Raw genomic sequence first — 25769 nt, 5'->3', positions numbered from 1 at the left:
GTTAGTCAGGGGTGTGGGGTAAGAACGTGTCTATTGTCCCTGATGCAGCTTGGAAAGCAGTTCAATCATGGCCATGCGGTCCGGTTTTCCGTTCGCCAGCAGGGGCAATTCCTTGTCAGCGAACACCGTCTTGGGCGCCAGGACACCCAGCGCTTCCGTGCGGTGGGCGGAGAATCCCTTCACACCCTCGGGCGAAGGATCAGCCACGGCAACGTATGCCGCGACGGCCTGCCCCCACTCGCGCGACGGAACGCCGGCCACGAAAGCCGCGTTCACGCCGTCGAGCGCTTCGAGCTTGCTTTGGATGTACGAAGCGGAGGCTTTGATCCCGCCGGTGATAATGACGTCGTCGGCGCGGCCCAGCACGGTGAGTTTGCCGTCGTCGCCCAGTTCGCCAAGATCGCCGGTGACGTACCAGCGGACGCCGTCCTCTTCGAAGAACGCCGCCTTGGAGGCACGGGCAGCGTCCAGGTATCCCGCCGCCACGGTGTCGCCACCGAGGAGGATGCGGCCTTCCAGCTCGCCCTCACCGATGCGGACCTCGACGCCGTCCAGCGGCTCGCCGTCGTAGACGCACCCGCCGCAGGTCTCGGCTGAGCCGTACGTGGTGACCACGTTGAGGCCTTCAGCGTGGGCGGTTGCGAGGAGGTCCGGCGAGGCGGGCGCCCCGCCCAGCAGGATCGCGTTGAAGCGGCGCAGCACGGCGAGCGTTTCCGGTGCCGGGGAGTCCAAAAGCCGTTGCAGCTGGGTAGGTACCAGGGACGTGAAGCGGATTTTGTCAGTGAGTTCCTCGGCTGCGGCGGTGAAGGCCTCGGGCGTGAAACCGTTCGACTGGTCCATCACCCACGGACGCGTACCGGCGTACAGCGAGCGAACCAGGACCTGGACACCGGCCACGTACTGCAGGGGCAGGGCCAGCAGCCACTGGCCTTCGCCGCGAAGCGCCATTGCCGTGGATACGGAGGACGCTGCGAGGGCGTCAACGGTCAGGACCGTGGCCTTGGGCGCCCCGGTGGACCCGGAAGTGCGGACCACCACGGCTGCGTCCTCGACGCCGGTCTCAACCGGGACCGCTGCAAGCCCGCCGTCTTCTCGGGTGACGATTTCGACGGCGGGACCCTCGCCATGCAGGGCAGCGGCGAGTGCTTTGAGTACGGGATCGATGTCCACGGGTGGGTCCTAGAAGTAGTAGGGGAAGTTGGACCAGTCGGGGTCGCGTTTCTGGAGGAACGCTTCCTTACCCTCCACGGCCTCATCCGTCATGTAGGCCAGTCGGGTGGCTTCACCGGCGAAGACCTGCTGCCCGGCCAGGCCGTCGTCGGCCAGGTTGAAGGCGAACTTGAGCATGCGGATGGCCTGCGGGGATTGGCGGGCGATGTCCGCCGCGTACTCCAGGGCCACTTCCTCGAGGCGGTGGTGTTCAACGGCTTCGTTGACCGCGCCCATCCGGACCATGTCGTCGGCGGAATATTCGCGGGCCAGGAAGAAGATCTCGCGCGCGGCTTTCTGCCCGATCTGGCGCGCCAGCAGCGCCGAACCGTATCCGGCGTCGAAACTTCCCACTGTGGCGTCGGTCTGCTTGAACTTGCCGTGCTCGCGGGAGGCGATGGTGAGGTCGCTGACCACGTGCAGGGAGTGGCCTCCGCCGGCTGCCCAACCGTTGACGACGGCGATGACCACCTTGGGCATGGTGCGCATCAGCCGCTGGACTTCGAGGATGTGGAGCCGGCCGGCACGGGCGGGGTCGATGGTCTCCTGTGTGTCACCCTCGGCATACCGGTAGCCGTCCCGCCCGCGGATTCGCTGGTCACCGCCGGAGCAGAACGAGTGCCCGCCGTCCTTTTCGGAAGGCCCGTTGCCTGTGAGGAGGACCGTGGCGACGTCGGGCGTCATGCGGGCGTGGTCCATGGCCCGGTAGAGCTCATCCACGGTGCCGGGACGGAACGCATTGCGGACCTCGGGACGGTTAAAGGCGATCCGGACCGTGGGGAGGTCCTTGGCCGTGCCGTCCGCCGATCGCTCAACCTGCCGGTGGTAGGTCATGTCCTTGAAGTCATCGAAGCCGGACACTGTGCGCCAGCGTGAGGGGTCGAAGACGTCGGAAACCTTGGCAGGGAGTTGGTTGTTCACAGTCCGAGTCTAGTAATGGCGCTAGCCGATGCAGAACTCGTGGTCCTAGTTGGGGAGGAGCTCGGGCGGGACGGCGTAGATAAGGACCACGGCCATGAGGTTCTTGGCTGCATGGACAAAGTAGGAAAACATCAGGTTCTTTCCGGTCCACACATATACGGCCACCAGCACCACGGCCATGCCCAGATAGGGCGCGAGAGCGGAAAGCACCAGTCCTTCCCGGCCAATCACGTGGATGGATGCGAACACTAGCACGGAGATGATGCAACAGAGCCAGATGTTGACGTACCGGGACAACTTGCCGATCAGCAGGTGCCTGAACAGGTATTCCTCAACAAACGGGCCCAGCAACACCAGGAGCGGAACCATGAGCCATGCCGGCACATGCTGCAGCAGGCCCTGGATACCCAGCTGGTTTTCCGAGGTTTCGGCGGTTCCCAACGCCGCGACCAGGATCGCCGTCAGGATAAGCATCACTACGATGGCCAGCGGGACCATCCCCAACGTGAACCACGGCCGGGTGCCAAGAATCCTGAGGTCTCGGCCGGCTACACGCCAAGCGGACGCTATCGCGAATATTCCGACGCCGGCATAAAAGAGGGCGTTGACGGCGTAGGACGCCGTGGCCGGGTCGTGGAACAGTTGAAGCATCAGCCGTTCGACGCTGCCGCCAGCGACCGTGAAGTAGATGGTGAATCCCAAGTATGCGGCCACAGCCAAGGCATCGAGTGCGGTAAATCTGTACAAACGTGCCTTGCTGGTGATGGTGCCCATATGACCAGACTAGCTTTGCCGTTTGGCGATTTTCATCCCGCACGGCGGGAATGGCGTCAGGACTGGCCGCCAAGGGTCAGGGCTATGAGCACGCAGTTCAGCCCCACAATCAGGGTGGCACTGGTCCAGCCGGCAATCTTCAGGGGAAGGGAATCCGCGTGGATTCCCATCACTTCACGCTTGCCGGTCAAGCGGATCAACGGGATCAACGCGAAGGGGATGCCGAAACTGAGCAGCACCTGGCTGAGGACCAGCGCGAGTGTCGGCTCAATTCCGGCTCCCAGGATGACCAGTGCGGGAATTAGGGTAATGACGCGGCGAGCCAGCAGTGGGATCTTGACCTTCAGCAGCCCACCCATGATGGTTGCACCGGCATAGCAGCCCACGGACGTCGATGCCAGTCCGGAGGCCAGCAGCCCAACGGCGAACACGACTCCAATGGTGGGGCCCAGGGCTGCGGTGACGGCAGCGTGCGCTCCGGCGATGGTGTCCGTTCCTTCGATGCCGCGCAGGCTGGAGGCTGCCAGCAGCAACATGGAGATGTTGACGATGCCGGCGAGCAGCAAAGCGCCAACGACGTCCACCCGGGTGGTCCGGATCAGTCGGGTCCGGACCAAGGGGTCCTCGGAGAAGCCGTGCCGGTCCCGGGCCAGTGCAGAGTGAAGGTAGATCGCGTGGGGCATCACGGTGGCCCCCAACATACTTGCCGCCAGGAGTACCGTGTCCGGGCCTTCGAATCGTGGAAGCAAGCCGCCCAGCGCGCTTCCGGCATCAGGCGGATTCACGAACAACCCCGAGACAAACCCCACGGCAATGATTCCGAGGAGAACCAGGATGGCGTATTCAAAGGACTGTTGCCCCCGCCGTGACTGCAAGGCCAGCAGCAGCATGGATGCGATGCCGACGATCACACCGCCCGCCAGCAGCGGCAGCCCGAACAGCAGGTTGAGGGCCACGGCACCGCCGATTACCTCGGCCATGTCGGTAGCTCCGGCAACAATCTCGGCCTGCGCCCAGTACAGGCGCCTGCGTTTTGTGCCCAGCCGCTGTCCCAGGATTTCGGGCAGGCTCAGTCCCGTAGCCAGGCCGAGCTTGGCTGACTGGTACTGCACCAGTACGGCCATGGCGTTGGCGGCCACCAGGACCCACACCAGCAAGTATCCGTAGTTGGCACCAGCAGTAAGATTTGCAGCTACATTTCCCGGATCCACGTAGGCGATCGCAGCCACGAAAGCCGGACCCAACAGCAGCAGACGGGACCAGACCTTGCCGGGCGTGACGCGTGTTTGCAGGGTTGGTGCAGCCATGGTGGTCCTCATCGTTGGGGGTGCTCTGATACGAGGATAACCGAAAGTTAGGCGTACCGAAAAGTATTATTTAGGCCACCCATTGTGGTCTTTTCGGAGGGCCGCCGCTTGACTCGAAGCGGAACGCCCGGCAGGCTGGAGCGATGAAGTCTTGAGCGCAGCCCACTTTCGGCTGCATCCCAGTGCCCACATGGCTATCTGCCAACCGCTGCGGACTTGCGAGGATCCCTCTTGACTGACCACCTTTACCTTTCCGGCGTTTCCCATGGCTATGGGGACCGCGAACTTCTCAACAATGCCGAGCTCGTGATTGATCACGGCGAGCACGTGGCAATTGTGGGCGAGAACGGCGCAGGAAAGTCCACACTGCTCCGCCTGCTCTCAGGCGTGGAGACGCCCGACGACGGCGCTGCCGGTTTGGCCGGTGACTCCGGCTACCGCGTTGGTTACCTTGCGCAAACCCACGGGTTCCCCGAATCGCTGACCGTAGGGGAGGTCATCGATACCTCCCTTGGTGCACTCCGCGACCTCGAGGATCGCATCGCCGGGCTTGAGCGCGACCTCGCCGACGCTGATCCCGATGCCCTGGAACTCTACGGAAGCCTGCAGACGGAGTACCAGCTCCGCGAAGGGTACGCGGCCGAGTCGCGCGTGGAAGCAGCGCTGGACAAGCTTGGGCTGGGAGGCTTGGACCGCCGTCGAACGCTTGGATCTTTGTCAGGAGGCGAGCAGGAGCGGGTTGCGCTGGCCTGCCTGCTTGCCGATCCGGCCGAGGCCCTGCTGCTGGATGAGCCCACCAACCATCTGGACGCGGAGGGGACCACCTGGCTTGAATCGCGGCTGGCCGCTCATCGCGGAACCGTGGTGGTGGTGTCCCACGACCGTGTCCTGCTGCGCAAAGTGGCCACCACCATCGTCGAGGTGGACGCTGAGCGCCGCTCTGTGAACCGCTACGGCAGTGGGTACGACGGCTACCTCCGCGAAAAGGCGGCCGAGCGTGCCCGTTGGGTTCAGCAGTATGAGGGCTGGCTCGACGCCATGGCGGCGGAGCGACTTCAGGCTGCCACCGTGGCCGACGGCATGGGCTACGGCCGGAAGCGCGACAACGACAAGATGGCTTTCGGCTTCAAGACCGGAACCTGGCAGAGCGCTGCTGCCAGCAAGGTCCGCAACGCGCAGGAGCGGCTCCGCCGGTTGGAAGAGAATCCCGTGGACCGCCCGCCGGTGCCCCTGACCTTGGCGGCACCCCTGAAGACTGCAGCACCCTCCGGCGCGGTGGCTGTTGAGACGGTGGCTGTTGAGGCGTCCGAACCGGCGGTGAAAGCCCGCAGCATCAGCGTTCCGGGACGTCTCCAGCCCACCGATTTCTCGGTGGACGCTGGCCAGAAAGTGCTGATCACGGGTCCAAACGGCGCAGGCAAATCGACGCTGCTCTCAGTCCTGACGGGGAACCTTGAGCCTGCCACGGGCACCGTGGCCGTCAACGGCTCTGTGGGGTACCTGCAGCAGGAGCTCCACGTGCCCCCAAGGCCTGGTTTGCGGTTGTTGCCCGCATTCGCCGCTGGCTTGGGCGGAAATATCGACGAACACGCCGAGGGACTCCTGCGGCTGGGCCTGTTCCGTCCCGCGGAGTTCCACGTCCCTGTCGGCAGTTTGTCCGCGGGGCAACAACGCAGGCTCGCCCTCGCCCGCCTGCTCCTCGGCGGTTACGAAACGATGATTGTCGACGAGCCCACCAACCACTTGGCGCCCGTGCTCGTGGAGCAACTCGAGGCCGCGCTGGCTTCGTTCGCGGGAACCGTGGTGATCGTCAGCCATGACCGCGCGCTGGGGGAGTGGTTCGACCGTTGCGCCCGTCCCGCGGCAGGCGCCAGTGCAGGCGCCGGAAGCTGGGTACGCCGGCGGATGGCCGACGGCTTCCTCCTGTAGCGATGACCCCGCGCTCGCCTTCCGCGGCCGGGTGTTGTTGCCTGCGTCACGGGCATTCCGGTTAATCCCGTAAGATGGACGGGTTGCGCGAAGCTTCGGCGTTCTGCGTTCTTTGTCACACTTCGTGATCCCCAAAGCGGGAAAGCTCGAATTATGTGTGCCAAAGCCGCCCGTGTTCCGGCACTGGGCGAAAACCCCTACAGCAACACCCCGACCCACAAGGAACAGCTGTGCCGCAAAGTACTCCCACAGATCTCCAGAGCCCCAAGGCCTCATCCGCAGCCGCGGGCTCGACCCTCAGCGCTGAGGGTTACCAGAAGACCCTGAGCCGCCGCCACGTCACCATGATCGCCATGGGTGGCGCCATCGGCGTCGGCCTCTTCATGGGTGCCGGTGGCCGCCTGGCCTCCACCGGCCCGGCCCTGATCTTCTCCTACGCCATCGCCGGCGTCATCGCTTACCTGCTGATGCGCGCCCTTGGCGAACTCATCATGTACCGCCAGACGTCCGGCTCTTTCGTGAGCTACGCCGGCGAAATGTTCGGCAAGAAGGGCGCCTACCTTTCCGGGTGGATGTACTTCATCAACTGGGCCATGACAGGCATCGCGGAGCTCATCGCGATCGGCCTCTACTTCCAGTTCTTCTTCCCGAACGTGCCCATTGAACTGTCCGCCATTGCAGCGCTGGTTCTGCTGGTTGCCGTGAACCTGTTCAGCGTCAAGGCATTCGGTGAGTTCGAATTCTGGGCATCCTGCCTCAAGGTCGCGGCCATCGTGATCTTCCTGGCTGTCGGCACGTTCATGGTTGTTACCAACGCCAAGGTGGGCCAGGGACACGCGTCCGTTGCCAACCTGTTCCACGAAGACGGCGGCATGTTCCCCAAGGGCGGCCTGGTGATGATCCTGGTCCTCAACGCCGTGATCTTCGCTTACAACGCCATCGAACTGGTCGGCATTACCGCTGGCGAGATGGAAAACCCGGAACGCGAAGTCCCCAAGGCGATCCGCGCCGTCGTGATCCGTATTGTGGTCTTCTATGTCGGTTCCGTGACCCTCCTCGCGATGCTGCTCCCGTCCGACCAGTACGTGGCCGGCACCTCGCCGTTCGTTACCGTGTTCGGGCAGATGGGCCTGGGCTGGATGGGCGATGTGATGAACATGATCGTCATCACCGCTGCCCTGTCTTCCTGCAATTCGGGCCTGTACTCGATCGGCCGAATTTTCCGCACCATGGCAAACAACGGTCACGCGCCGCAGTGGCTCACCAAGATGTCCAGCCGCCACGTGCCGTACGCGGCCATCCTGGCCATCGGCGCCGTCTACCTCGTAGGCATCCTGCTCAACATCTGGCTGGGTGGCTCGCACGCGTTCGACCTCGCCCTGAACACCGCATCCATCGGCGTGATCTTCACTTGGGGCTCCATCTTTGCCAGCCAGATCGCCCTGCGGAAGAAGCGCGGAAAGGTCTCCAGCCTGCCGATGCCCGGTTCGCCGTGGACCAGCTGGTTGGGCCTGATCGCACTGCTGGCCATTACCGTGCTGATCGGTTTCGACTCCATGACCAACAAGGAGACCGGCGAGGTCTTCCTGCTGGGCCTGTGGACCCTGGCAACCATTCCTTTCTTCGCCCTGATCCTTTGGCTGGGCTGGCAGAAGGTCAAGAACAACGAGCCCAAGAGTGAGCTCTTCAGCTAACTCCCTCGTTTCAAGCGGTTCTTAACGCACGACGGCGGGTGCCGCCTTGGGTGACCAGTTCACCCCAGGCGGCGCCCGCCGTCGTTTGTGGTTTTGGTTGTATGTTCAGTCGGCCAGGTGCTTCGCGAAATGGTCCTCGATTCGGCGCCACGCTTCCGGCGCGGCGGCGGGATCGGGTTTGATTCCCAAAACCCGCATCAGGGGACGTAGCACTTTCGGTCCCACGGGGGCGTCGTTCATGAAGGCGTGGCCCGCCGTCGGAAATTCCTTGACGTCGTGCTCAATTCCCAGATTGGTGAGCGCCGACTCCAACTTGGCGGCGGCTCCCGGCAGGGTCCGATCCTTGCCGCCGTAATTCGCGACCATCGGGCAAGCGCCTTCGAGGGCGCCAGGCAGGTCCCGCGGCAATTGGCCATAGTTCACGGATGCTGCGTCGAAACCGTCGTTGGCGGCCATCAGCGCGAAAGCACCGCCCATGCAGAAACCAATGAGGCCCACCTTTCCCGTGCACTTCGCATCCTCCCGCAGCCATGCCCTGGCGGTAGCTACATCGATGAAAGCGCGGCCTTCCCCGGAACCCAGAGAGCGCATGGTCGCGACGAGGCAGCGCCGTGGACCGCCGTCGCTGTAAAGATCCACCGCGAGGGTCAAGTACCCCGCTGCTGCCAGCCGATCCGCCTGGCGACGCATCACATCGTCCAGTCCGAAGGCCTCGTGGATCATCACCACTCCGGGAAACGGCCCCACCCCGTCGGGCTCGGCCAAATATCCCTTCAGCGCGGAAGAACCTCCCGAGGCCTGGCTCTTCGCGCTCAAATCGATGGTGACCATGGGTGGCCTTTCGCTGTGCTTCCAGCGGCATGGAGTGCGCCGGCTGAGGCCAGTTTTCGCCATCGGCACCGTTCAGGCAAGGCCGGGCCGTCCCGGACGGCGATCTTTGTCGGCACCCGGGGATAGGCTCGAAGCATGGAACAACGCACCACACTGACGCAGCACATGACCGCCGGACCATCGAGGGTTTGGCCCGGTAAGTCGCACTCTCCGGAAGAGTCCTCGACCCCCACGCGGGAATCCCTCTGATGCCGGCGGCAAAGGTCGCGGCCCCGAAGATTTCCCCGGTGCGATTGGACGAACTTCGCGACGACGACGCCCCGGACTGGCAGCGGGGTGAAAGGTACGACGGCGTCCGGCTCACCCGCGTCTCTGCGGAGGGAGAAGAACTGAGCGGCGCCGATTTCATCGAGTGCGAGTTCAACAGTGTGTCCTTCAACGAGGCCCAATTGCGTGGTGCCACGTTCCGGGAGTGCATCCTGGCCGAACCCTACGCACCTGTTTTCATGGCTGCGCGCTCATCGTGGCAGGACGTGGAGATCAGCAACCCCCGCTGGGGTTCCGCCGAACTCTACGAAGGTAACTGGCGCTCGGTTCGCATCGACGGCGGCAAGCTGGATTACGTGAACCTGCGCGGCTCCAAGCTCATGGATGTCCAAATTTCCGACTGCATCATCAATGAGTTGGACCTCGGTGGCTGCACCGGGACCCGGGTGGCATTGAAGAACTGCACCATTGGCACCCTGGATGTCACCGGCGCCAAGCTGAAGGACGTGGATTTGCGGACTTCTGAGTTCCGCGGAGTCAACGGCCTGGCCGGTCTGGCTGGTGTGGTCATTGACGATTATCAGCTGAGCCTCATGGCGCCGCTTTTGGCGGGCCACTTGGGGATCCGGGTGATTTGAGCGGTTGCGGGATGGCCGGCAGGGGAGCTTCATCTGTTGACCGTCCCGCCAGGCCGTGTAATCTTTATAGAACGAACGGTCGGTATATTATTCCCGGGCCGGTCCCTTTCAATTCGCGAAGGATGTTCTCATGGTCGAGGCTTTTCTTGTTGGCGGCGCCCGTACGCCTGTAGGTCGCTACGGTGGGGCTCTGTCCTCCGTCCGTCCCGACGACCTCGCAGCGTTGGTGGTCCGGGAAGCAGTGGCGCGTGCCGGCGTCGATCCTGACTCCATCGACGAGGTCATCCTCGGAAACGCCAACGGCGCCGGCGAGGAAAACCGCAACGTCGCCCGCATGGCAACCATTCTGGCCGGACTTCCCCTCCACATCCCGGGCATCACGGTGAACCGGCTGTGCGCTTCGGGCCTGAGTGCCATCATCATGGCCAGCCAGATGATCAAGTCGGGTGCCGCGGACATCGTGGTGGCCGGTGGCGTCGAGTCCATGAGCCGCGCACCGTGGGTCCAGGAGAAGCCCACCACGGCTTTCGCCAAGCCCGGCCAAATCTTCGACACCTCCATCGGCTGGCGATTCGCCAACCCGCTCTTCACCAAGGGCGAGCTCTCCCGCGACGGCAAGATGACCTACTCCATGCCGGAGACGGCAGAGGAAGTGGGCCGCGTGGACAACATCTCCCGCGAGGACGCCGATGCTTTCGCGGTCCGCTCGCACGAACGCGCACTGGCTGCGATCGCCGGAGGCCGGTTCAAGGACGAGATCGTTCCGGTGACAGTCAAGACCCGCAAGGCAGAGACCGTGGTGGACACCGACGAAGGTCCCAGGTTGGGTACCAGCATGGATGTCCTGGCGGGGCTTCGGCCCGTCGTGCCGGGTGGCTCCGTGGTGACAGCCGGCAACTCGTCCACCCTGAATGACGGCGCCTCAGCGATCATCGTTGCATCCGAAGCCGCGATCAAGAAGTTCGGCCTGACACCCCGCGCTCGCATCGTTGACGGAGCATCGGCCGGCTGCGAGCCCGAAATCATGGGAATCGGCCCGGTCCCGGCCACCCAGAAGGTCCTGGCACGCACTGGCCTGACAGTGGGCCAGCTTGGCGCCGTGGAACTGAACGAAGCTTTTGCCACCCAGTCCCTGGCGAGCATGCGTCGCCTTGGACTGGACCCGGACATTGTGAACAACGACGGCGGGGCCATCAGCCTGGGACACCCGCTCGGCTCAAGCGGCTCGCGTATCGCCATCACGCTCTTGGGCCGCATAAAGCGCGAACTCGCCTCCGCGACCGGGCCAAAGCTGGGCTTGGCGACCATGTGCATCGGCGTCGGGCAGGGAACTGCGATGCTGCTGGAAGGCGTGTAATGGCACTGAACCCGGAAGACTTCTCCACCCTCCTTGTAGAGGAGCGCGAAGATCGACTCACCGTCCTGTTGAACCGTCCCGAGGTCCGCAACGCAATCGACCAGCAGATGGTGGACGAGCTTCATTTGGTTTGTGCCGAGCTCGAACGGAACCCGAAGGTACTGATCATTGCCGGCACGGACGGCGTGTTTGCCTCAGGTGCCGACATCGGCCAGCTGCGCGAACGCCGACGGGACGACGCCCTTCAGGGAATCAACTCCACGATCTTCGTCCGCATCGCCAAACTTCCCATGCCCGTCATCGCGGCCCTGGACGGATACTGCCTGGGCGGCGGTGCCGAACTCGCTTACGCCGCGGACTTCCGTATTGGTACTCCAAGCGTCCGGATCGGAAACCCCGAGACGGGGCTGGGGATCCTGGCTGCGGCTGGTGCCACATGGCGGCTCAGGGAACTTGTGGGTGAACCCAAGGCCAAGGAGATTCTCCTGGCCGGTGCGGTCCTCCGGGCGGAGGAAGCCCTACGGATCAACCTCATCACCGCCATCGTCGAGGCACCTGAGCTCATGGACGCTGCCCACGCCTTGGCAGACAGGATCGGTCGGCAGGATCCCCTGGCCGTGCGCATCACCAAGTCCGTGTTCCACGCCCCGGCGGAAGCCCACCCGTTGATCGACACCCTCGCCCAAGGCATCCTCTTCGAGTCTCAGGCCAAGTTCGACAGGATGCAGGCGTTCCTCGACAAGAAATCGGCTAAAGCTTCGCAAAACACAGACGCTCCCACGCACGACAGGACCCAGAAATGACAGACGTTACCGCCCTACCGCACGTTGTTGGAGTCCTGGGCGGCGGCCGGATGGGAGCCGGCATCGCACACGCCTTCCTGACCAAGGGCGCCACTGTGATCGTCGTTGAGCGTGACCACGAGGCCGCCGCCGGTGCCCAAAGCAGGGTCGCCGAGGCCGTGGCCAAATCCGCCGCCCGTGGCACCCTGGACGAGGCACCCGAAACCGCGTTGGCACGCTTCAGCACGTCCACGGACTACGCCTCCTTCATCCACTGCGGCCTGGTGGTGGAGGCCGTCCCCGAGGATTACGAACTCAAGGTCAGCGCGCTTAAGGCCGTGGAGGAGCACCTGTCCGCAGACGCATTCCTGGCGTCCAACACCTCCTCGCTGTCCGTCACCGGCCTGGCAAACGAACTCCGCCGGCCCGCCCACTTTGTGGGACTGCATTTCTTCAACCCGGTGCCCGCGTCAACCCTGATTGAAGTGGTGCTGGCCAAGGAAACGTCTCCCGAACTGGCTGAAGCGGCGAAAAGCTGGACCGAGGCACTCGGCAAGACCGCCGTCGTCGTGAACGACGCGCCGGGCTTCGCGTCCTCCAGGCTGGGGGTGGCCATCGCACTGGAAGCGATGCGCATGGTGGAAGAGGGCGTCGCGTCCGCCGAGGACATCGATGCCGCCATGGTGCTGGGCTACAAGCACCCCACGGGACCGCTGAAGACCACTGACATTGTGGGTTTGGATGTGCGTCTGGGCATTGCAGAGTACCTGCACTCCACGCTGGGTGACCGCTTTGCGCCTCCGCAGATCCTCCGTGACAAGGTGGCGCGCGGCGAGCTCGGCCGCAAGTCGGGCAAGGGCTTCTTCGACTGGAACGACTAACACTCGCGGGCGGTTAGGCTAGCCGGGTGACTTCAATCGAACCCATCACCCTGACCGGAAAATTCGTGACGCTGGAACCGCTTAGCGTGGATCACCATGACCAGCTGGTTGATGCCGCGCGCGACGGTGAACTGTGGAAGCTCTGGTACACCTCCGTTCCGGCTCCGGAAGGTATGGCCGCTGAGATTGATCGGCGTCTGGACCTGCAGGCCAAGGGTTCCATGGTGCCCTTTGCTACGCGCTCCAATGCCACCGGCAAACTCATCGGCATGACGACGTACATGAATATCGACGCCGTGACACCCCGTGTCGAGATCGGCTCCACGTGGAACGCGGCGTCGGCGCACGGCACCGGAACCAATCCCGACTCCAAGCTCCTGCTCCTGCGGCACGCGTTCGAAACGCTCGGCTGCCCGGCAGTGGAGTTCCGCACGCACTGGCTGAACCAGCAATCCCGTGAGGCCATAGCCCGGCTCGGAGCAAAGCAGGACGGCGTGCTCCGTAACCACTCACGCAGCGCCGATGGAGCCCTGCGCGACACCGTGGTGTTCTCCATCCTCGAGCACGAGTGGCCCGCGGTGCGGAACGGCCTGGAGTTCCGTCTGGCCAAGTACCGCGCCGAGGGCTGAGCTTCCGGCAGTAAATGAACGCCTTTAGTCCCGGGAGCTAACCCTTCGGCGCCAATGTGCTTAGCTGGCACTTATGGATTCAGCGCACCAAAGCGTCCACTGGGACGGCGCCGTCAACGCGTGGCGTATCGCTGGTGACGTATACAGGATGGGTCGCCACGAATGGGTCACCGAGGCCGGTTGGCAGCAGATGTACGACGACGGCGTCCGCACCGTGATCGATCTTCGCGCCGCACGTGAGCGGACGTCGCGCGACACCGATCCGGAGGTGCCGCCCGAGGTGAAGGCGCGTATCGACGTCGTACATTGCCCCACGGAGGATCCAGACCATAGCCGCTTCAGCGAGCTGTTCGGCCACTACCTGAAGGACCCTGCCCAGTACGCCGACTACCTCCAGCTTTTCGCGGAGAAAGTCGCAGCAGTGTTCAAAGCGATCGCGGCCTCGCCCGGCAAGGTCGTGGTGCATTGTTCGGCGGGACGCGACCGCAGCGGTGTGATCGCCCTCATGCTGCAGCGCCTGGCGGGATTCAGTGACGAGGAAATCGTGAGCGGCTATGAGCTCGCTGCCCGGGGAATCAATGAGAGGCATCGCACGCACGGGGCTCCGCATGCCCACGACCCGTACCTGCCTGAGGCCGAACTTGAAGCGACGTTAACACGCCGGCGGGCCAGCCTGTGGGCTTTCCTTGAGTGGCTCGACGCTCCCGGCTTCCTGGCTGCCAATGGCGTGTCCCCGGCCGAGCTGGCTGCCGTGCGCGCAAAGCTGGCAGCAACCGACGCTGCTACCATGCAGAGTTGACTGATATCTGAAATGGATGGACCCGAATGACTACCGGCGCCCGCGTCACCATCGTGACGCGAACCAAGAATCGACCCACCTTCCTGGCACGCGCTTTGGACGACATCTTTGGCCAGACGTTCCAAGACTTCGAGTTGGTGATAGTGAACGACGGCGGCGACCCGGCCGACGTCGACCGCCTCACCTCCCAGCGGTCCGAGGCGGAGCAGGCTCGAATCACGACGCTCCACCACGCTGAATCCGTGGGTATGGAAGCGGCCTCGAATGCCGGTCTCAAAGCCGGCACGGGTGAGTTCGTGGTGATCCATGATGACGACGATTTCTGGTCACCCGACTTCCTTGCCCGCACCGTGGCCTACCTCGATGACCCCGCGCACGCTGCCGAAAGCGGTGTCATGGTGCGGACGGAGATCGTCATCGAGGAGCTCGTGGAGGGCAGGATCGAACCGATCCGCCGGGAGATCTTCTGGGCCGACATGCGGCAGATAACGCTCGCGGACATGCTCAAGATCAACCGCGCAGTCCCCATTTCCTTCCTGTACCGCCGCAGCCTGCACGACGCCGTGGGCTACTACAACGAGAACCTGCCTGTGGTGGGTGACTGGGAGTTCCACCTGCGCGTATTGAGCCACTCACGCGTCGGATTCCTCGACGGCGAACCCCTCGCCTTCTGGTCGCAGCGGCCGGAATCTGAGGGGCACGAGGGGAACAGCATCTTTTCGAAAGCCGCCGAGCATGCACACTACGACGCCTTGGTCCGCGACGAGCATCTCCGCGACGGCGTCGCCCAGAACGGCCTCGGCACCATGCTGTACCTGACCCGCGTGCTCGCCGAGCAAGAGGACCTCATTGTTGCCCAGCAGCGGCGACTGGACGAGACCACGGCCAAGCTGGACCACATCCTTGAACAGCTTGAGTCCCTCAATCAGACCATCATTGCGCGGACCAGCGTGGGCGAGTTCCTGAAGAAGCCGCTGTTGTTGGCGAAGAAGCTCGGCCACAGAGGCTGACGCTCTCCCGCTGTTCCATACCTTGGGCGGGTGGCCCGAACAAAAATTCCTGCTGTACTCTGCCGGGCATTCATGTACCCTGTATATATTACCGAACGGCCGGTCAGTAATGTTGGTGTCAGTCAGCAATGACCGTGCCGCTTTCATGTGCCTTGGAAGGACCCGTCGACGATGACCACTACAGCAGTCGCCCCGGAAACCACAGCCGTTGCAACCGTCCCCAGCTACGTCCAGGATGCCTGGTGGACCCCCTCACCTGACGCGAAGAGAGTCCCGGTTCGCGATGCCAGCACAGGTGAAGTCCTGGCCAACGTGAGCACCGACGGACTGGACCTGTCCGCCGTCGTAAATTACGGCCGCACCACTGGTCAAACGGAACTCGGGAAGCTGACTTTCCACCAGCGCGCCCTCAAGCTCAAAGAGCTTGCCATGTACCTCAACGGCCGCCGCGAGGAACTGTACGCCTCATCACTGCAGTCCGGTGCCACCAAGATCGACAACATGATCGACATCGACGGCGGCATAGGTGTCCTCTTCACATTCGGTTCCAAGGGCCGGCGCGAGCTGCCCAACTCGCAGGTGATCGTGGACGGCCCCATGGAGACGCTCTCCAAGGACGGTTCGTTCGTGGCCGAGCACATCTACACACGCATTCCGGGCGTTGCGGTGCAGATCAACGCCTTCAACTTCCCGGTCTGGGGCATGCTGGAGAAGTTCGCGCCGTCATTCCTGGCCGGAGTGCCCACCATCGTGAAGCCCGCAACTCCCACCGGATATGTCGCGGAGGCTGCGGTGCGGGCCATCATTGAATCCGGCATCCTGCCTGCCGGCGCTCTCCAGCTGATCTCTGGTTCGGCACGCACGCTCCTGGACGAGCTGGATTATCGCGACCTCGTCTCCTTCACGGGCTCTGCGTCCACGGCCAAGTCGCTCAAGTCCCACCCGAATGTGGTTCAGGGCGGTGTCCGGTTCACCTCGGAGACCGACTCCCTCAACGCCGCCATCCTCGGCCCTGATGCCGTGCCAGGTACACCGGAATTCGACGCCTTCATCAAGGCCGTCGTTACCGAGATGACCGTCAAGGCGGGCCAGAAATGCACCGCGATCCGTCGAGTCATCGTTCCGCAAGCGCTGACCGCTGACGTCGCCGCCGCCGTCGGCGCCCGCATCAACGAACGCGTTGTGATCGGTGACCCGCGCGCCGAGGGCGTCACCATGGGCGCGCTGGCCTCACTCGATCAGCTCGCCGATGTTCGCGCTGCTGTTCAGTCAATGCTCGACGCCGGTGGGGAACTCGCGTACGGATTTCTCGATTCGCCGTCGGTCACCTCGGTTGGGGGCGCCGTGGGCGTTGTGGAAGACGGCGCGTTCATGTCTCCGGTACTCCTTAGCTGGGCCGACGCGGAAGCTGAGGAAGTGCACTCGCTTGAAGCCTTCGGGCCGGTGTCCTCCGTGATCGGCTACTCGGACCTGCCCGACGCAATCCGCCTGGCTGCCCGCGGATCCGGATCCCTGGTGGCATCGGTGTGCACCAACGATCCCGCTGTGGCGCAGGAACTGGTCCTCGGCATTGCAGCCCACCACGGGCGCGTCCACGTGCTGAACCGTGAGGACGCCCGCTCGTCCACCGGCCACGGATCCCCGGTTCCTCACCTTGTCCACGGTGGTCCGGGTCGTGCCGGTGGTGGCGAGGAGCTGGGCGGCATCCGCTCGGTCCTGCACCACATGCAGCGCACCGCTATCCAGGGTTCACCCAACATGCTTACGGCCGTCACTGGTGTTTGGCACACGGGAGCGGAGCGCAACTTCACGGTGGAAACTGAAGGCGAGCACCCGTTCCGGAAGTCGTTGGCGTCCCTCCGAATCGGAGATGCCGTGCGCTCGGAGCTTCGCGAGGTCAAGTTGGAGGACATCACCGCCTTCGCGAACTCCACCGGCGACACCTTTTACGCCCACACCAACCAGGAAGCCGCCGAGGCGAACCCGTTCTTCCCGGGCATCGTGGCCCACGGCTACCTGCTCCTCAGCTGGGCTGCAGGGCTGTTCGTTGAGCCCGCGCCAGGTCCCGTCCTGGCCAACTACGGCTTGGAGAACCTGCGCTTCATCACCCCTGTTGCCGCCGGTGATTCGATCCGCGTGACCCTCACGGCCAAGAAGATCACCCCTCGCGAGACCGACGAATACGGCGAGGTGGCCTGGGACGCGGTCCTGACCAACCAAAACGACGAAATAGTGGCGACCTACGACGTCCTGACCCTCGTGGAGAAGTAACCCTCTCTCACGTTCCGCCGTGTTGGGGGTAAACGCTCCGGCACTTACCAGAAACGCTTCCACGCCTTAGTGCGCGGAAGCGTTTTGGTTTTTAAACCGCGGGCACGACGACGACACCTGGGCGCCGCCGTCGTCGGCCACCGCTGGCGTGGGATGTGAGTGAGGATTGGCCGGAAGAGGGCGGGTTGTGAGTGAGGGTTGGCCGGAAGGGGGTGGGGTGTGAGTGAGGGTTGACCGGAAAGGGGCGGGTTGTGAGTGAGGGTTGGCCGGAAGGCGTCCGGACCCTCTTGGAAAAGCGACCGTCTCTCACGTTCCGCCGTGTTGGGGGCAAACGCTCCAGCACGACGACGTCACCTGGCCGCCGCCGTCGGCCACCGCTGGGGTGGGATGTGCAGGAGGGTTGGCCGGAAAGGGGTGGGATGTGAGTGAGGGTCAGGAGGTCGTGTGGAGGCCGTCGAAAGCCATGGTGATGACGTCGTCCGCGAGCTTCTCCGGCGACAGCGAGCCCCCGGGCTTGTACCACTCCACGATCGAGTTGATGGTGCCGAACAGCAGGCGTGTGACGGTGCGGGGATCGATGTCCTGGCGCAGGGAGCCGTCCTCGCGGGCTGCGGAGATCAGGGCAGCCACCTTGTGGTCGAATGCGCGACGGCGTTCCAGCGCGTCCCGTTCGATCTCCGTGTTGCCGCGAAGGCGCAACAGCAGGGTGACGAACGGCAGCCGGTCCACCAGCACGGCTATGGTCTGCCGGAGCACGAACTCGAGGCGTGCGTCGGCGGGCCCGGAGGTCGCGGAGGGTTCCTCCAGGATGGCCTCCAGGCCGCCCAGCGCGTGGTCCAGGGCGAGCTTCAGCAGATCGCCCTTGGACGGCACGTGATGGTAGATGGCGGACTTCGAAATCCCCAGGTTTTCAGCCAGGATGCCCATGGACGTTGCGTCGTAACCGTGGCGGTTGAAGACGTCGACGGCGATGCGGAGCACCGATTGCTGGTCGTAGCCGGGCCGTCCGCGCTTGGTGCTGGTCTCAGTAGGCATGCTGGCATTTTCTCATGAAGCGGATCAGCCCTTGGGACGCAGGTCGTAGATGCGGCGCAGCTTGCCGTTGGAACGCTCCAGGGAACCGGGCTCTACGACGTCGACTACGCAAGACGAGCCGACATGAATCTTGATCTGCTCACGCAAGGTGTGTGCCGCCGTCGTACTTGCCTCGGGGGAGACAGCCTCACGCCGCTCGATACGGACCGTGAGCGAGTCCATGCGCTTGCCTTCGGGGCGGGTGATTTCGAGTCGGAAGTGTGGGCTGAGTTCCGGGATGCGCAGGGCGATTTCTTCGATCTGTGACGGGAAGAGGTTCACGCCCCGGAGGATGATCATGTCGTCGCTGCGGCCGGTGATGCGGCCCATGCGGCGGTGTGCGGGCCGGGCGGTGCCGGGCAGCAGGCGTGTGAGGTCCTTGGTGCGGTAGCGGATGATCGGCAGCGCTTCCTTCGTCAGGGAGGTGAAGACAAGTTCCCCGGGTTCGCCGTCGGCCAGGACCGTGGAGTGGTCAAAGGGGTCGATGATTTCGGGGCGGAAGTGGTCTTCCCAGATGTGGCAGCCGTCCTGCGTCTCAACTGCTTCGCCGGCGACGCCTGGGCCCATGACCTCGGAGAGCCCGTAAATGTCCGAGGCTTTGATGTTCATGGTGACTTCGAGTTCGTGGCGCATCTCTTCGGTCCACGGTTCGGCCCCGAGCACGGCGTATTTCAGCGAGGTGGAGGTGGGGTCGATGCCCTGGTGTGCCATGGCGTCGGCGATGGTGAGCAGGTAGGTGGGGGTGGCCAGGATCGCGTCTGGCTTGAAGTCCTGGATGAGCTGGATCTGGCGTTCCGTCTGGCCTCCGGACATGGGGATGACGGTGCAGCCGAGCGCCTCAGCGCCTGCGTGTGCCCCCAGGCCACCGGTGAACAGGCCGTAGCCGTAGGCGTTGTGGACCTTCATGCCGGGGCGGACACCGGATGCGCGGAACGACCGTGCCACCAATGTTGCCCAGTTGGCGAGGTCGTTCTTGGTGTAGCCAACTACCGTGGGGCGGCCGGTGGTGCCAGAGCTGGCGTGGATTCGCGCGATTTGGTCCTGGGGGACCGCGAACATCCCGAAGGGGTATTCCAGGCGGAGATCTTCCTTGGTGGTGTACGGGAACTTGCCCAGGTCGCTCAACTCGCGGAGGTCCGAGGGGTGTACCCCGGCTTCGTCGAACTTGCGCTTGTACAGGGGCACGCGGTCGTAGGCGTAGGCCACAGTGTGCTGGAGGCGGGTCAGTTGCAGGGCCTCGAGCTCGTCGCGGGAGATGGTTTCTTCCCGGTCCAGCACCGGGGTGCCGGCTTTGGAGGTGGGAACGTCGGGTGCTGCCACGGTGTTCTGGGTCATGGGTTCCTACTTCTTGGAGATGGTGCGGCTGCGGCCACGGAACTCAGCAATGAGTTCGCCGGGCTCGGCGTCAGGGGAGGGTGTGGTGGCCGGGTCGGCCGCGTAGATCTGGATGTCGTACAGGCCGCTTCGGCCGGTACTCGCGCGGCGGTTTGCGACGGCGGTGATCACCTGGCCTTGGAAGGCCGGCTTGATGAAGTTGATGTCGACGCCGGACGCCACCGTGATGTTGGCGGCTTCCTCGGGCGTGGGGTTGGCCGGGTTGCAGGCCAGTGCGAAGGCTGTGTCGGCGAAGGCGAAGATCATTCCGCCGTGGGCCATGCCGAAGCCGTTGAGCATTTCCTGGCGGAGGTGCATCCGGATGGTGGCGTGGCCGTCGTCGATCTTGAGCACCTGGATGCCCATCCACTCGGACGCGTAGTCGTTCGTCAGGATGTGGTGCGATGCACCGGAGAGGGTTGTTTCAACCATGCGTCATTGCCTCCAGCTTTATTTACCGAATGTTCATTAGGTAATCCCAGATCGCGCCAAGTGTCAAGACTGGACCACTATTCACCCGCGACTAGTAGCCTCATGTTCATGCCCGACATTGAGCTCCCCATCGTCACCGACCGACTCATCCTCCGGCGCTTCGAGGCCGAGGACCTTGAGCGTTTCCACGGTTACCAGTCTCTCCCCGAAACTGCACGCTTTCTTTTCCGCAACGAGTTGACCAAGACACGGGCCATGGAGGTCCTGGGGCGGTATGCGAATTTCGAGTTCAAGCAGGAAGGAGACTGGGTTTGCCTGGCCATTGAACGCAAGGACCAGCCCGGGCTGATGGGCGAGGTAGTGCTGAAATGGCTGGAGGGGACCGGTCAAGGTGAGCTGGGCTGGATCCTGCATCCGGAAGCCCGCGGCCAGGGGATCGCTACGGAAGCCGCCCAAGCCGTCATGGAACTCGCTTTTGGGAAGTTGTCCTTCCATCGCCTCGACGCCAAGCTCGATGCGCTCAACGCCGGTTCCGCGGGTATCTGCAAACGCCTGGGTATGCGGCTCGAAGCAACCCTTGTGGACAACTGGCACTACAAGGGCCAGTGGGCCACCGAGAACATCTACGCCATCCTGGACACCGAATGGCGGGCCCGGAGCGGGCAGGCACCCAGCGGTCAGACCGCAGCGGGCGGTGCGTCGCCGAAGTCGGGCGTTTAGTCCTCGGTGACGGGCCACGTCTTGTGGTGCTTCAGCTGCTCCGTTAGCTGCTCCCCGGGCAACGGCCGGCTGAAGTAGTATCCCTGGCCGCTCGTGCAGCCGATGCCCAGAAGGTACTGGGCTTGCTCGGCTGTCTCGATGCCTTCCCACACGGCATTGAGGCCACAGGCCCGGATAAGCTGCAGGACGGCGGCGAGCAGTGCTGGCTGTGAGGGGTCGCTGCCCAGGGCGGATAGCAGGGTCCGGTCCACTTTGACGGTATCGACGGGCAGCCGACGCAGGTAGCTGATGGAGGAGTAGCCCGTACCGAAGTCGTCGATTTCCAGTCCCACGCCCAGGCGGCGCAGGCTGTTGAGCGTGTAGCGGTCCAGGTCGTTGCCAAGGATGACGGCGCTCTCGGTCAGTTCCAGCACCAGCAGCGATGGGTCCAGGTCCGCGGCCGCCAACGCTTCCCTGACGTCCTCGATGAACTCAAGCCGCTGCAGGTCGGCGGCCGAAACGTTGATGCGCATGCTGAAGTTGTGGCCCGCCGTCAGGGGATCGCTGCGCCATTGCCTTAACTGCTCGACGGCGGTGCGGAGCACCCAACCACCCAAATCGGAGATCATGCCCGTTTCCTCGGCAATCGGGATGAACTCGTCCGGCATGACCAACCCGCGGGTGGGGTGGTTCCAGCGGACCAAAGCCTCCACACCCTCGATTTCACGGGTGTCCAAACGGATGATCGGCTGGTAGTAGAGCACCAGTTGCGAACCCGCGATGGCCTCTTTCAGTTCGCCCACCAGCTGGTTCCGCATTTGCCGGGCATGAAGCATGGCCGGTTCAAATACTTTGAGCTTGCCTCGTCCGTCCGCCTTGGACTCGTACATGGCGATGTCGGCTTCCATCATCAGCTCTTCGGCGCGGTGGCCGGGGTCAGCCATCCGCAGGCCCATGCTGGCTCCGCAACGTAGATGTTGGCCCTCGATCTCCATGACGCCCACCACGGACGCGAGGATGCGGTTGCCAATTGATGCCGCTTCGGCAGGCGTTACGTCCGGGATCATGACGGCGAATTCGTCACCGCCCATGCGTGCGACCATGTCCTGCTCGCGGACTGCTCCGCTGATTCGGGCGGCAACGGTTTCAAGGACCTTGTCCCCGATGGTGTGGCCCAAGGTGTCATTGATCGACTTGAATCCGTCCATGTCCAGCAGCAGGATGGCGGGCCGCTTGTTGCCCTTCTGCCCGGTCGTCTGGGCCTCGGCCAGTGCGTTGGCGAACGCTGAACGGTTATTCAGGCCCGTCAAGGGATCCGTCATGGCCATGTGGCGCATCGCCAGGTGTGCCTGGTTGAGCTGCTGCGTCCGGGCGTTGACCCGCTGCTCCAGTTCCTCGTAGATGATCTGGAGGTCCTCGGCCAGGAGGTTTGTACCCATGATCACGGCATCGATCTCATCGCGGGCGTCGGAGACCTCGATCCTGGTGTTAAGGTCGCCAGCTGCCAACCGCACGATACCGTCCAGCAGCAACCCCAAACGGGGATCCTCGTTGGAGATATTTCCTTCGGACATGCTCACCCCCCGTGCGGCTGGCCTCGTTGCTCATCGTTATGCCGCAGGTGTTCGCGGACGGCGGCGCTTCGTTCAGGCAGTGCGGCCTGTTCGAACAGTGTGGCTGCTTCGTCAAAATTTGCAAGCGCTTCATCCCGCCGGCCCAATTCGAGCAGCGTCCGCGCGAGGAGGAAGTGCGCTTCCGCGGAGGTTTGCGTAGCCAAAATGGAGGACCGCGCACAAAGAGGTTCAAGGATTGCCGCAGCCTGCTGCATATCTCCGCTGAGGAAATGCCAATGGGCCCGGACCAGGGACATTTCCAAGTGGTCCCTTTCGGAGCCTCCCACAATGTCCGTGGCTAGCTCGGCCCTTTCAATGCAGCGGAGGGTAGCGGCGTCGCTGAGTTTCGCCTGGAGGCGCATTTCGGCGGAGGCCCTGTTGAAGCGGGCCCAGAGATCAACGTCCTTTGACGGCGACAGCAGTTCAGCCGCGAGGTCGTGGTACCGCCCTCCGTCGTTGACGCGGTCTGCAAGGAATGCAACGTTGCCAATCACCCAGTAGCCCTTGCCCGCGGTGTCCTCGTCCACATCGTCCGTCAGCAGGGTCTCCAGGGCCAGGCACTCCCGCCAGGCGTCATCGAGCAGGCGGCTTTCGGCCAGGGCGGCGATCAGGGCGCGTTGGGCGAGGATCTGGACGTAGAGCAGGTCCGTGTCCCGGGCCGCAAGTTTCGCTGCGTCTGCCGCCATGGTCGCCGCCTCCGCCAACCGGCCCAGCCCTTGGAGGGCAACGGCAACCATGGTGCCGGCCTTGGCGCCAAGCTCTGCTGAGGTGGCAGTAAGGGGGTGATCGTTGAGTTCGGAAGCCAGGGCAAGGAATTCCTCGATCCGGCCCTGGTCACGCAGGCACTCAGCCTGCAGGTAGCGCATGTTCCACCATGCTTCTTCGTCGCCGGCCAGCGTAGCCAAGGTGGCGGCTTCACTCGCCAAACGAGCGGCTTCGTCGAAGTCCCGCTCCTTCCATTTGGCACGTGCCGAAAGCCCGGCTACTACGTGGGCGGCGAGCTGCGGACTTTGCATATGCCCATTATCCATGTCATTACAGACGAAAAGCTCGTATAGTTTGCCCCGTGACTTTATTCAAGTCACACACAACAAATTCGCATCAGTACGAAAGGGCATAGCGGATGAAAAAATTTGCGGCAACCCTGCTCATGGCGGCGGTTCTGGCAGTAACGGGATTCGCTGCTCCAGCCAATGCCGACTCTTCGCAGGACAGCTCGGCCATTGGTTGGTGGCCTAACAGCGTCACCACAACCAAGACGAACACCACCAGCATCGGTTGGTGGCCAAACTAAACATTGGGGGAGCGCCTCTCGAGGCCATATGACATAAATTGATGCCCTGGGCCGCTGCCTGGGGCATCAGTTTTGTTTCGCCGCATGTCGAGCATTAGTGACGGCGGGACAAATACCTGGAGGCCCGCATGACAGCGATGTCATACGGCTTACGGCCCTCCCACCGGCAGCTCCACGGACACGGTCGTCCCGGAGCCCAGCGTGGAATCCAGCAGGAGCCGGCCCATGTGACGGCTGATGATGTCGTGGGCAATGGCCAACCCCAGCCCGCTGCCGGGGACTGCGGCGGAGGTGGCATTGGAGGCCCGGTAGAAGCGCGTGAAGATGTGGGGGAGGTCGTGCTCGGGGATGCCCAGGCCGTTGTCGGCGATCCGCACAGTGGCCGCCCGCGCGCCGTTATCGGAGGCTGACACCGAGCTGGTGATGCCTACGCGGCCGCCCTCGGGGGTGAACTTGATGGCGTTGGCCACGATGTTCGTGAAGACCTGCTCCAGCTTTGCTTCGTCGGCCGTGATTTCGATGTCCTCGCTCGCCTCCGTGAAGGAAACGGAAACGTGCCGGGACTCGGCCAGCGGCCGCAGCGTTGCCACAACTACCTGAAGCAGCTTGGCGATGTCCACAGGCTTGAGGTCCAGGTTGCTGCCGTCCTGCATGGACACGGTGAGCATGTCCTCGATGAGGCGGCGGAGGCGATCCGAGTTGCGGCCGATGACGTCCAGCATCTTGGAAATGCCTTCAGGTACTGGGCCGCCGGAACCGTCCTGGATCATGTCAAGGTACGCGGTGATGGAGGTCAAGGGAGTACGCAGCTCATGGTTTACGGTGGCCAGGAAGTCGGTCTTGGCCTTGTCCAGTTGCCGGAGTTGGTGCAGCACCCGCTGCTGGGCGCTGATGAGGTGGCCTTGGATGAGACCGTGTGCCACGTTCCCGGCCACGTGCTGCATCAGCGCGATCTCGGGACGGGTCCAGTCGTGCTCGTCCTGCACGGTGGACAGCAGGATGATGCCCATGGCAGTTGCGCCTTCGCCGACCGGCAGCAGCACGGTGGAGACGGGGTGCAGCTCGCAGGACCAATCCCGCAAAGCCCTGGCGATCGGTGATTCGGGATCTTTCCTGTGGTCCGACACCGCAAGGACGTCGGCCTCGGCCCACAGCCTATTGACTGTCTCGGTGATGGCGTCTTCACTGTCACCCAGCCTGGCGGGAAGGGGTGGCACGCCCGGACGGTTCCATTGGGCGCGGATGTTGGGGACGCGTTCGTCCCGGAACGTCGCAAACCAGACGTGGTCCACGCCCAGGGCCTCGCCGAAGCCACGCACCACGTGGTCGGCGATCAGCTGCGGGTCGTTGGTTTCCCGGATCGCCGATGACACATTCCGCAGGCTTTCGCGGAGGGCCTCGATCTCCCCACGGGAGCGGTCGCGTTCCTTTGACCGGCCGATCAGGGTCCTGACGCGGTGGACCAGTTCCCCGGACCGCACCGGGCCCAGGAGGTAGTCCGCCATCCGCCAGGACTCGACGTCGGCGAAGTCCACTGATTCTTCGGCTTCCAGGAGCAGCAGCACCGGAATCCCCGCATTGCGCAGGCCGCGTGCCAAACTGCTCCCGGCCACGATCACAGAAGGACTGTGGTGCTGGAGCTTGAGGGCCAATGCCGCACTGTCCGAAGCAGTAAAAACGTCGAACCCGGCTGAGGTGAGCGCAGCTTGGGCAGCGGCCAAACGGTCCCCGTCCGAATCCGCCACAAGGGCGGACGGAGAGTGCTGTACATCGGCAACGGTCTCGCCCACGGAGCCCCTTCCGTTCCAACGTTCCATTCACGGTATTTCCGGATTTGGCAACACCCTATCAGCGGCATTGAGGCTCGCGGCTTCCCCGCGTGAAATCCTCCGGATGAGTCGTGGAACACACCCTTTACATTGGCCGCGGGATTCGTCAGCCTTGAGGGGAGCCGAACCGGGTGATGACGTCAGCCCCGGCTCAG

Annotated in this window: 23 protein-coding genes; 12 read left to right on the top strand and 11 right to left on the bottom strand. The window is 63.8% G+C overall.

What is annotated here, in order from left to right; genetic code table 11:
* Positions 1-30: 30 nt before the first annotated feature.
* The 4 genes from AC5RU9_RS03770 to AC5RU9_RS03755 are packed head-to-tail and all read right to left on the bottom strand — an operon-like array spanning position 31 to position 4211.
* Positions 31-1170: an AMP-binding protein gene (locus tag AC5RU9_RS03770; RefSeq protein WP_494015378.1), complete on the bottom strand. Its 1140-nt coding sequence runs from the start codon at positions 1168-1170 to the stop codon at positions 31-33.
* Positions 1171-1179: 9 nt separating this feature from the next.
* Positions 1180-2130 carry a 1,4-dihydroxy-2-naphthoyl-CoA synthase gene (locus tag AC5RU9_RS03765; protein WP_211713405.1) on the bottom strand — a complete coding sequence of 317 codons (951 nt, stop codon included), beginning with the start codon at positions 2128-2130 and terminating at the stop codon, positions 1180-1182.
* Between the two features lie 45 nt (positions 2131-2175).
* On the bottom strand, positions 2176-2904 hold the full coding sequence (locus AC5RU9_RS03760) for a CPBP family intramembrane glutamic endopeptidase (protein WP_494015377.1): 729 nt from the start codon (positions 2902-2904) through the stop codon (positions 2176-2178).
* Positions 2905-2960: 56 nt separating this feature from the next.
* A complete protein-coding gene (locus tag AC5RU9_RS03755) occupies positions 2961-4211 on the bottom strand; it encodes an Nramp family divalent metal transporter (RefSeq protein WP_494015376.1) in 1251 nt (416 codons plus the stop codon).
* A 231-nt stretch (positions 4212-4442) separates the two neighbouring features.
* Here AC5RU9_RS03755 and AC5RU9_RS03750 point away from each other — a divergent pair, with 231 nt between their 5' ends.
* Both AC5RU9_RS03750 and AC5RU9_RS03745 read left to right on the top strand, forming a co-directional pair.
* Positions 4443-6140 (top strand): ABC-F family ATP-binding cassette domain-containing protein, encoded by a 1698-nt coding sequence (locus AC5RU9_RS03750; protein WP_494015375.1) that lies wholly within the window; start codon positions 4443-4445, stop codon positions 6138-6140.
* 230 nt (positions 6141-6370) lie between these two features.
* Positions 6371-7834: an amino acid permease gene (locus tag AC5RU9_RS03745; RefSeq protein ID WP_494015374.1), complete on the top strand. Its 1464-nt coding sequence runs from the start codon at positions 6371-6373 to the stop codon at positions 7832-7834.
* Between the two features lie 105 nt (positions 7835-7939).
* Here AC5RU9_RS03745 and AC5RU9_RS03740 read toward each other — a convergent pair whose 3' ends face one another.
* Complete coding sequence (locus AC5RU9_RS03740; protein WP_494015373.1) at positions 7940-8665, bottom strand: dienelactone hydrolase family protein; 726 nt, start codon at positions 8663-8665, stop codon at positions 7940-7942.
* A 248-nt stretch (positions 8666-8913) separates the two neighbouring features.
* On the opposite strand from AC5RU9_RS03740, the gene AC5RU9_RS03735 reads away from it, so the two are divergent.
* The 8 genes from AC5RU9_RS03735 to paaZ all read left to right on the top strand — a co-directional run bounded on the left by AC5RU9_RS03735 (position 8914) and on the right by paaZ (position 17299).
* Complete coding sequence (locus AC5RU9_RS03735; protein ID WP_494015372.1) at positions 8914-9570, top strand: pentapeptide repeat-containing protein; 657 nt, start codon at positions 8914-8916, stop codon at positions 9568-9570.
* A 130-nt stretch (positions 9571-9700) separates the two neighbouring features.
* Complete coding sequence (locus AC5RU9_RS03730) at positions 9701-10927, top strand: thiolase family protein (protein ID WP_494015371.1); 1227 nt, start codon at positions 9701-9703, stop codon at positions 10925-10927.
* The gene (locus tag AC5RU9_RS03725) at positions 10927-11730 is read left to right on the top strand and encodes an enoyl-CoA hydratase/isomerase family protein (protein ID WP_494015370.1); all 804 of its coding nucleotides are present in this window, start codon (positions 10927-10929) and stop codon (positions 11728-11730) included. The genes AC5RU9_RS03730 and AC5RU9_RS03725 overlap by 1 nt, the downstream gene beginning before the upstream one ends.
* Positions 11727-12590, top strand: coding sequence for a 3-hydroxyacyl-CoA dehydrogenase family protein (locus AC5RU9_RS03720; protein ID WP_211713395.1), 864 nt, complete (start codon positions 11727-11729; stop codon positions 12588-12590). Before AC5RU9_RS03725 ends, AC5RU9_RS03720 begins: the two co-directional genes overlap by 4 nt.
* Before the next feature lie 26 nt (positions 12591-12616).
* A complete protein-coding gene (locus tag AC5RU9_RS03715; RefSeq protein ID WP_211713394.1) occupies positions 12617-13219 on the top strand; it encodes a GNAT family N-acetyltransferase in 603 nt (200 codons plus the stop codon).
* Positions 13220-13292: 73 nt separating this feature from the next.
* Positions 13293-14018: a tyrosine-protein phosphatase gene (locus tag AC5RU9_RS03710; protein WP_494015369.1), complete on the top strand. Its 726-nt coding sequence runs from the start codon at positions 13293-13295 to the stop codon at positions 14016-14018.
* A gap of 26 nt (positions 14019-14044) precedes the next feature.
* On the top strand, positions 14045-15028 hold the full coding sequence (locus tag AC5RU9_RS03705) for a glycosyltransferase family 2 protein (protein WP_494015368.1): 984 nt from the start codon (positions 14045-14047) through the stop codon (positions 15026-15028).
* Between the two features lie 171 nt (positions 15029-15199).
* Positions 15200-17299: a phenylacetic acid degradation bifunctional protein PaaZ gene (gene paaZ / locus AC5RU9_RS03700; protein WP_494015367.1), complete on the top strand. Its 2100-nt coding sequence runs from the start codon at positions 15200-15202 to the stop codon at positions 17297-17299.
* A gap of 432 nt (positions 17300-17731) precedes the next feature.
* Here paaZ and AC5RU9_RS03695 read toward each other — a convergent pair whose 3' ends face one another.
* The 3 genes from AC5RU9_RS03695 to AC5RU9_RS03685 are packed head-to-tail and all read right to left on the bottom strand — an operon-like array spanning position 17732 to position 20179.
* On the bottom strand, positions 17732-18334 hold the full coding sequence (locus AC5RU9_RS03695; protein ID WP_211711913.1) for a TetR/AcrR family transcriptional regulator: 603 nt from the start codon (positions 18332-18334) through the stop codon (positions 17732-17734).
* Positions 18335-18358: 24 nt separating this feature from the next.
* The gene (gene paaK, locus AC5RU9_RS03690; protein WP_494015366.1) at positions 18359-19708 is read right to left on the bottom strand and encodes a phenylacetate--CoA ligase PaaK; all 1350 of its coding nucleotides are present in this window, start codon (positions 19706-19708) and stop codon (positions 18359-18361) included.
* Between the two features lie 6 nt (positions 19709-19714).
* Positions 19715-20179, bottom strand: a complete 465-nt coding sequence (locus AC5RU9_RS03685; protein WP_494015365.1) for a hotdog fold thioesterase — start codon at positions 20177-20179, stop codon at positions 19715-19717.
* A gap of 108 nt (positions 20180-20287) precedes the next feature.
* On the opposite strand from AC5RU9_RS03685, the gene AC5RU9_RS03680 reads away from it, so the two are divergent.
* Positions 20288-20899: a GNAT family N-acetyltransferase gene (locus AC5RU9_RS03680; protein WP_494015364.1), complete on the top strand. Its 612-nt coding sequence runs from the start codon at positions 20288-20290 to the stop codon at positions 20897-20899.
* On the opposite strand, the gene AC5RU9_RS03675 is transcribed toward AC5RU9_RS03680, so the two are convergent.
* Both AC5RU9_RS03675 and AC5RU9_RS03670 read right to left on the bottom strand, forming a co-directional pair.
* Positions 20896-22452, bottom strand: coding sequence for a putative bifunctional diguanylate cyclase/phosphodiesterase (locus AC5RU9_RS03675; RefSeq protein ID WP_494015363.1), 1557 nt, complete (start codon positions 22450-22452; stop codon positions 20896-20898). The genes AC5RU9_RS03680 and AC5RU9_RS03675 overlap by 4 nt on opposite strands.
* Before the next feature lie 2 nt (positions 22453-22454).
* A complete protein-coding gene (locus AC5RU9_RS03670; RefSeq protein WP_494015362.1) occupies positions 22455-23507 on the bottom strand; it encodes a hypothetical protein in 1053 nt (350 codons plus the stop codon).
* A gap of 107 nt (positions 23508-23614) precedes the next feature.
* Here AC5RU9_RS03670 and AC5RU9_RS03665 point away from each other — a divergent pair, with 107 nt between their 5' ends.
* Positions 23615-23785 (top strand): hypothetical protein, encoded by a 171-nt coding sequence (locus tag AC5RU9_RS03665; protein WP_211711919.1) that lies wholly within the window; start codon positions 23615-23617, stop codon positions 23783-23785.
* 149 nt (positions 23786-23934) lie between these two features.
* On the opposite strand, the gene AC5RU9_RS03660 is transcribed toward AC5RU9_RS03665, so the two are convergent.
* The gene (locus tag AC5RU9_RS03660; protein ID WP_494015361.1) at positions 23935-25575 is read right to left on the bottom strand and encodes an ATP-binding protein; all 1641 of its coding nucleotides are present in this window, start codon (positions 25573-25575) and stop codon (positions 23935-23937) included.
* Between the last annotated feature and the right edge of the window lie 194 nt (positions 25576-25769).

The organism is Arthrobacter sp. B0316-5-4, assembly GCF_059090325.1.
The sequence above is the reverse complement of the archived record's forward strand: the minus strand, read 5'-3'. Positions and strand labels throughout refer to the sequence as shown.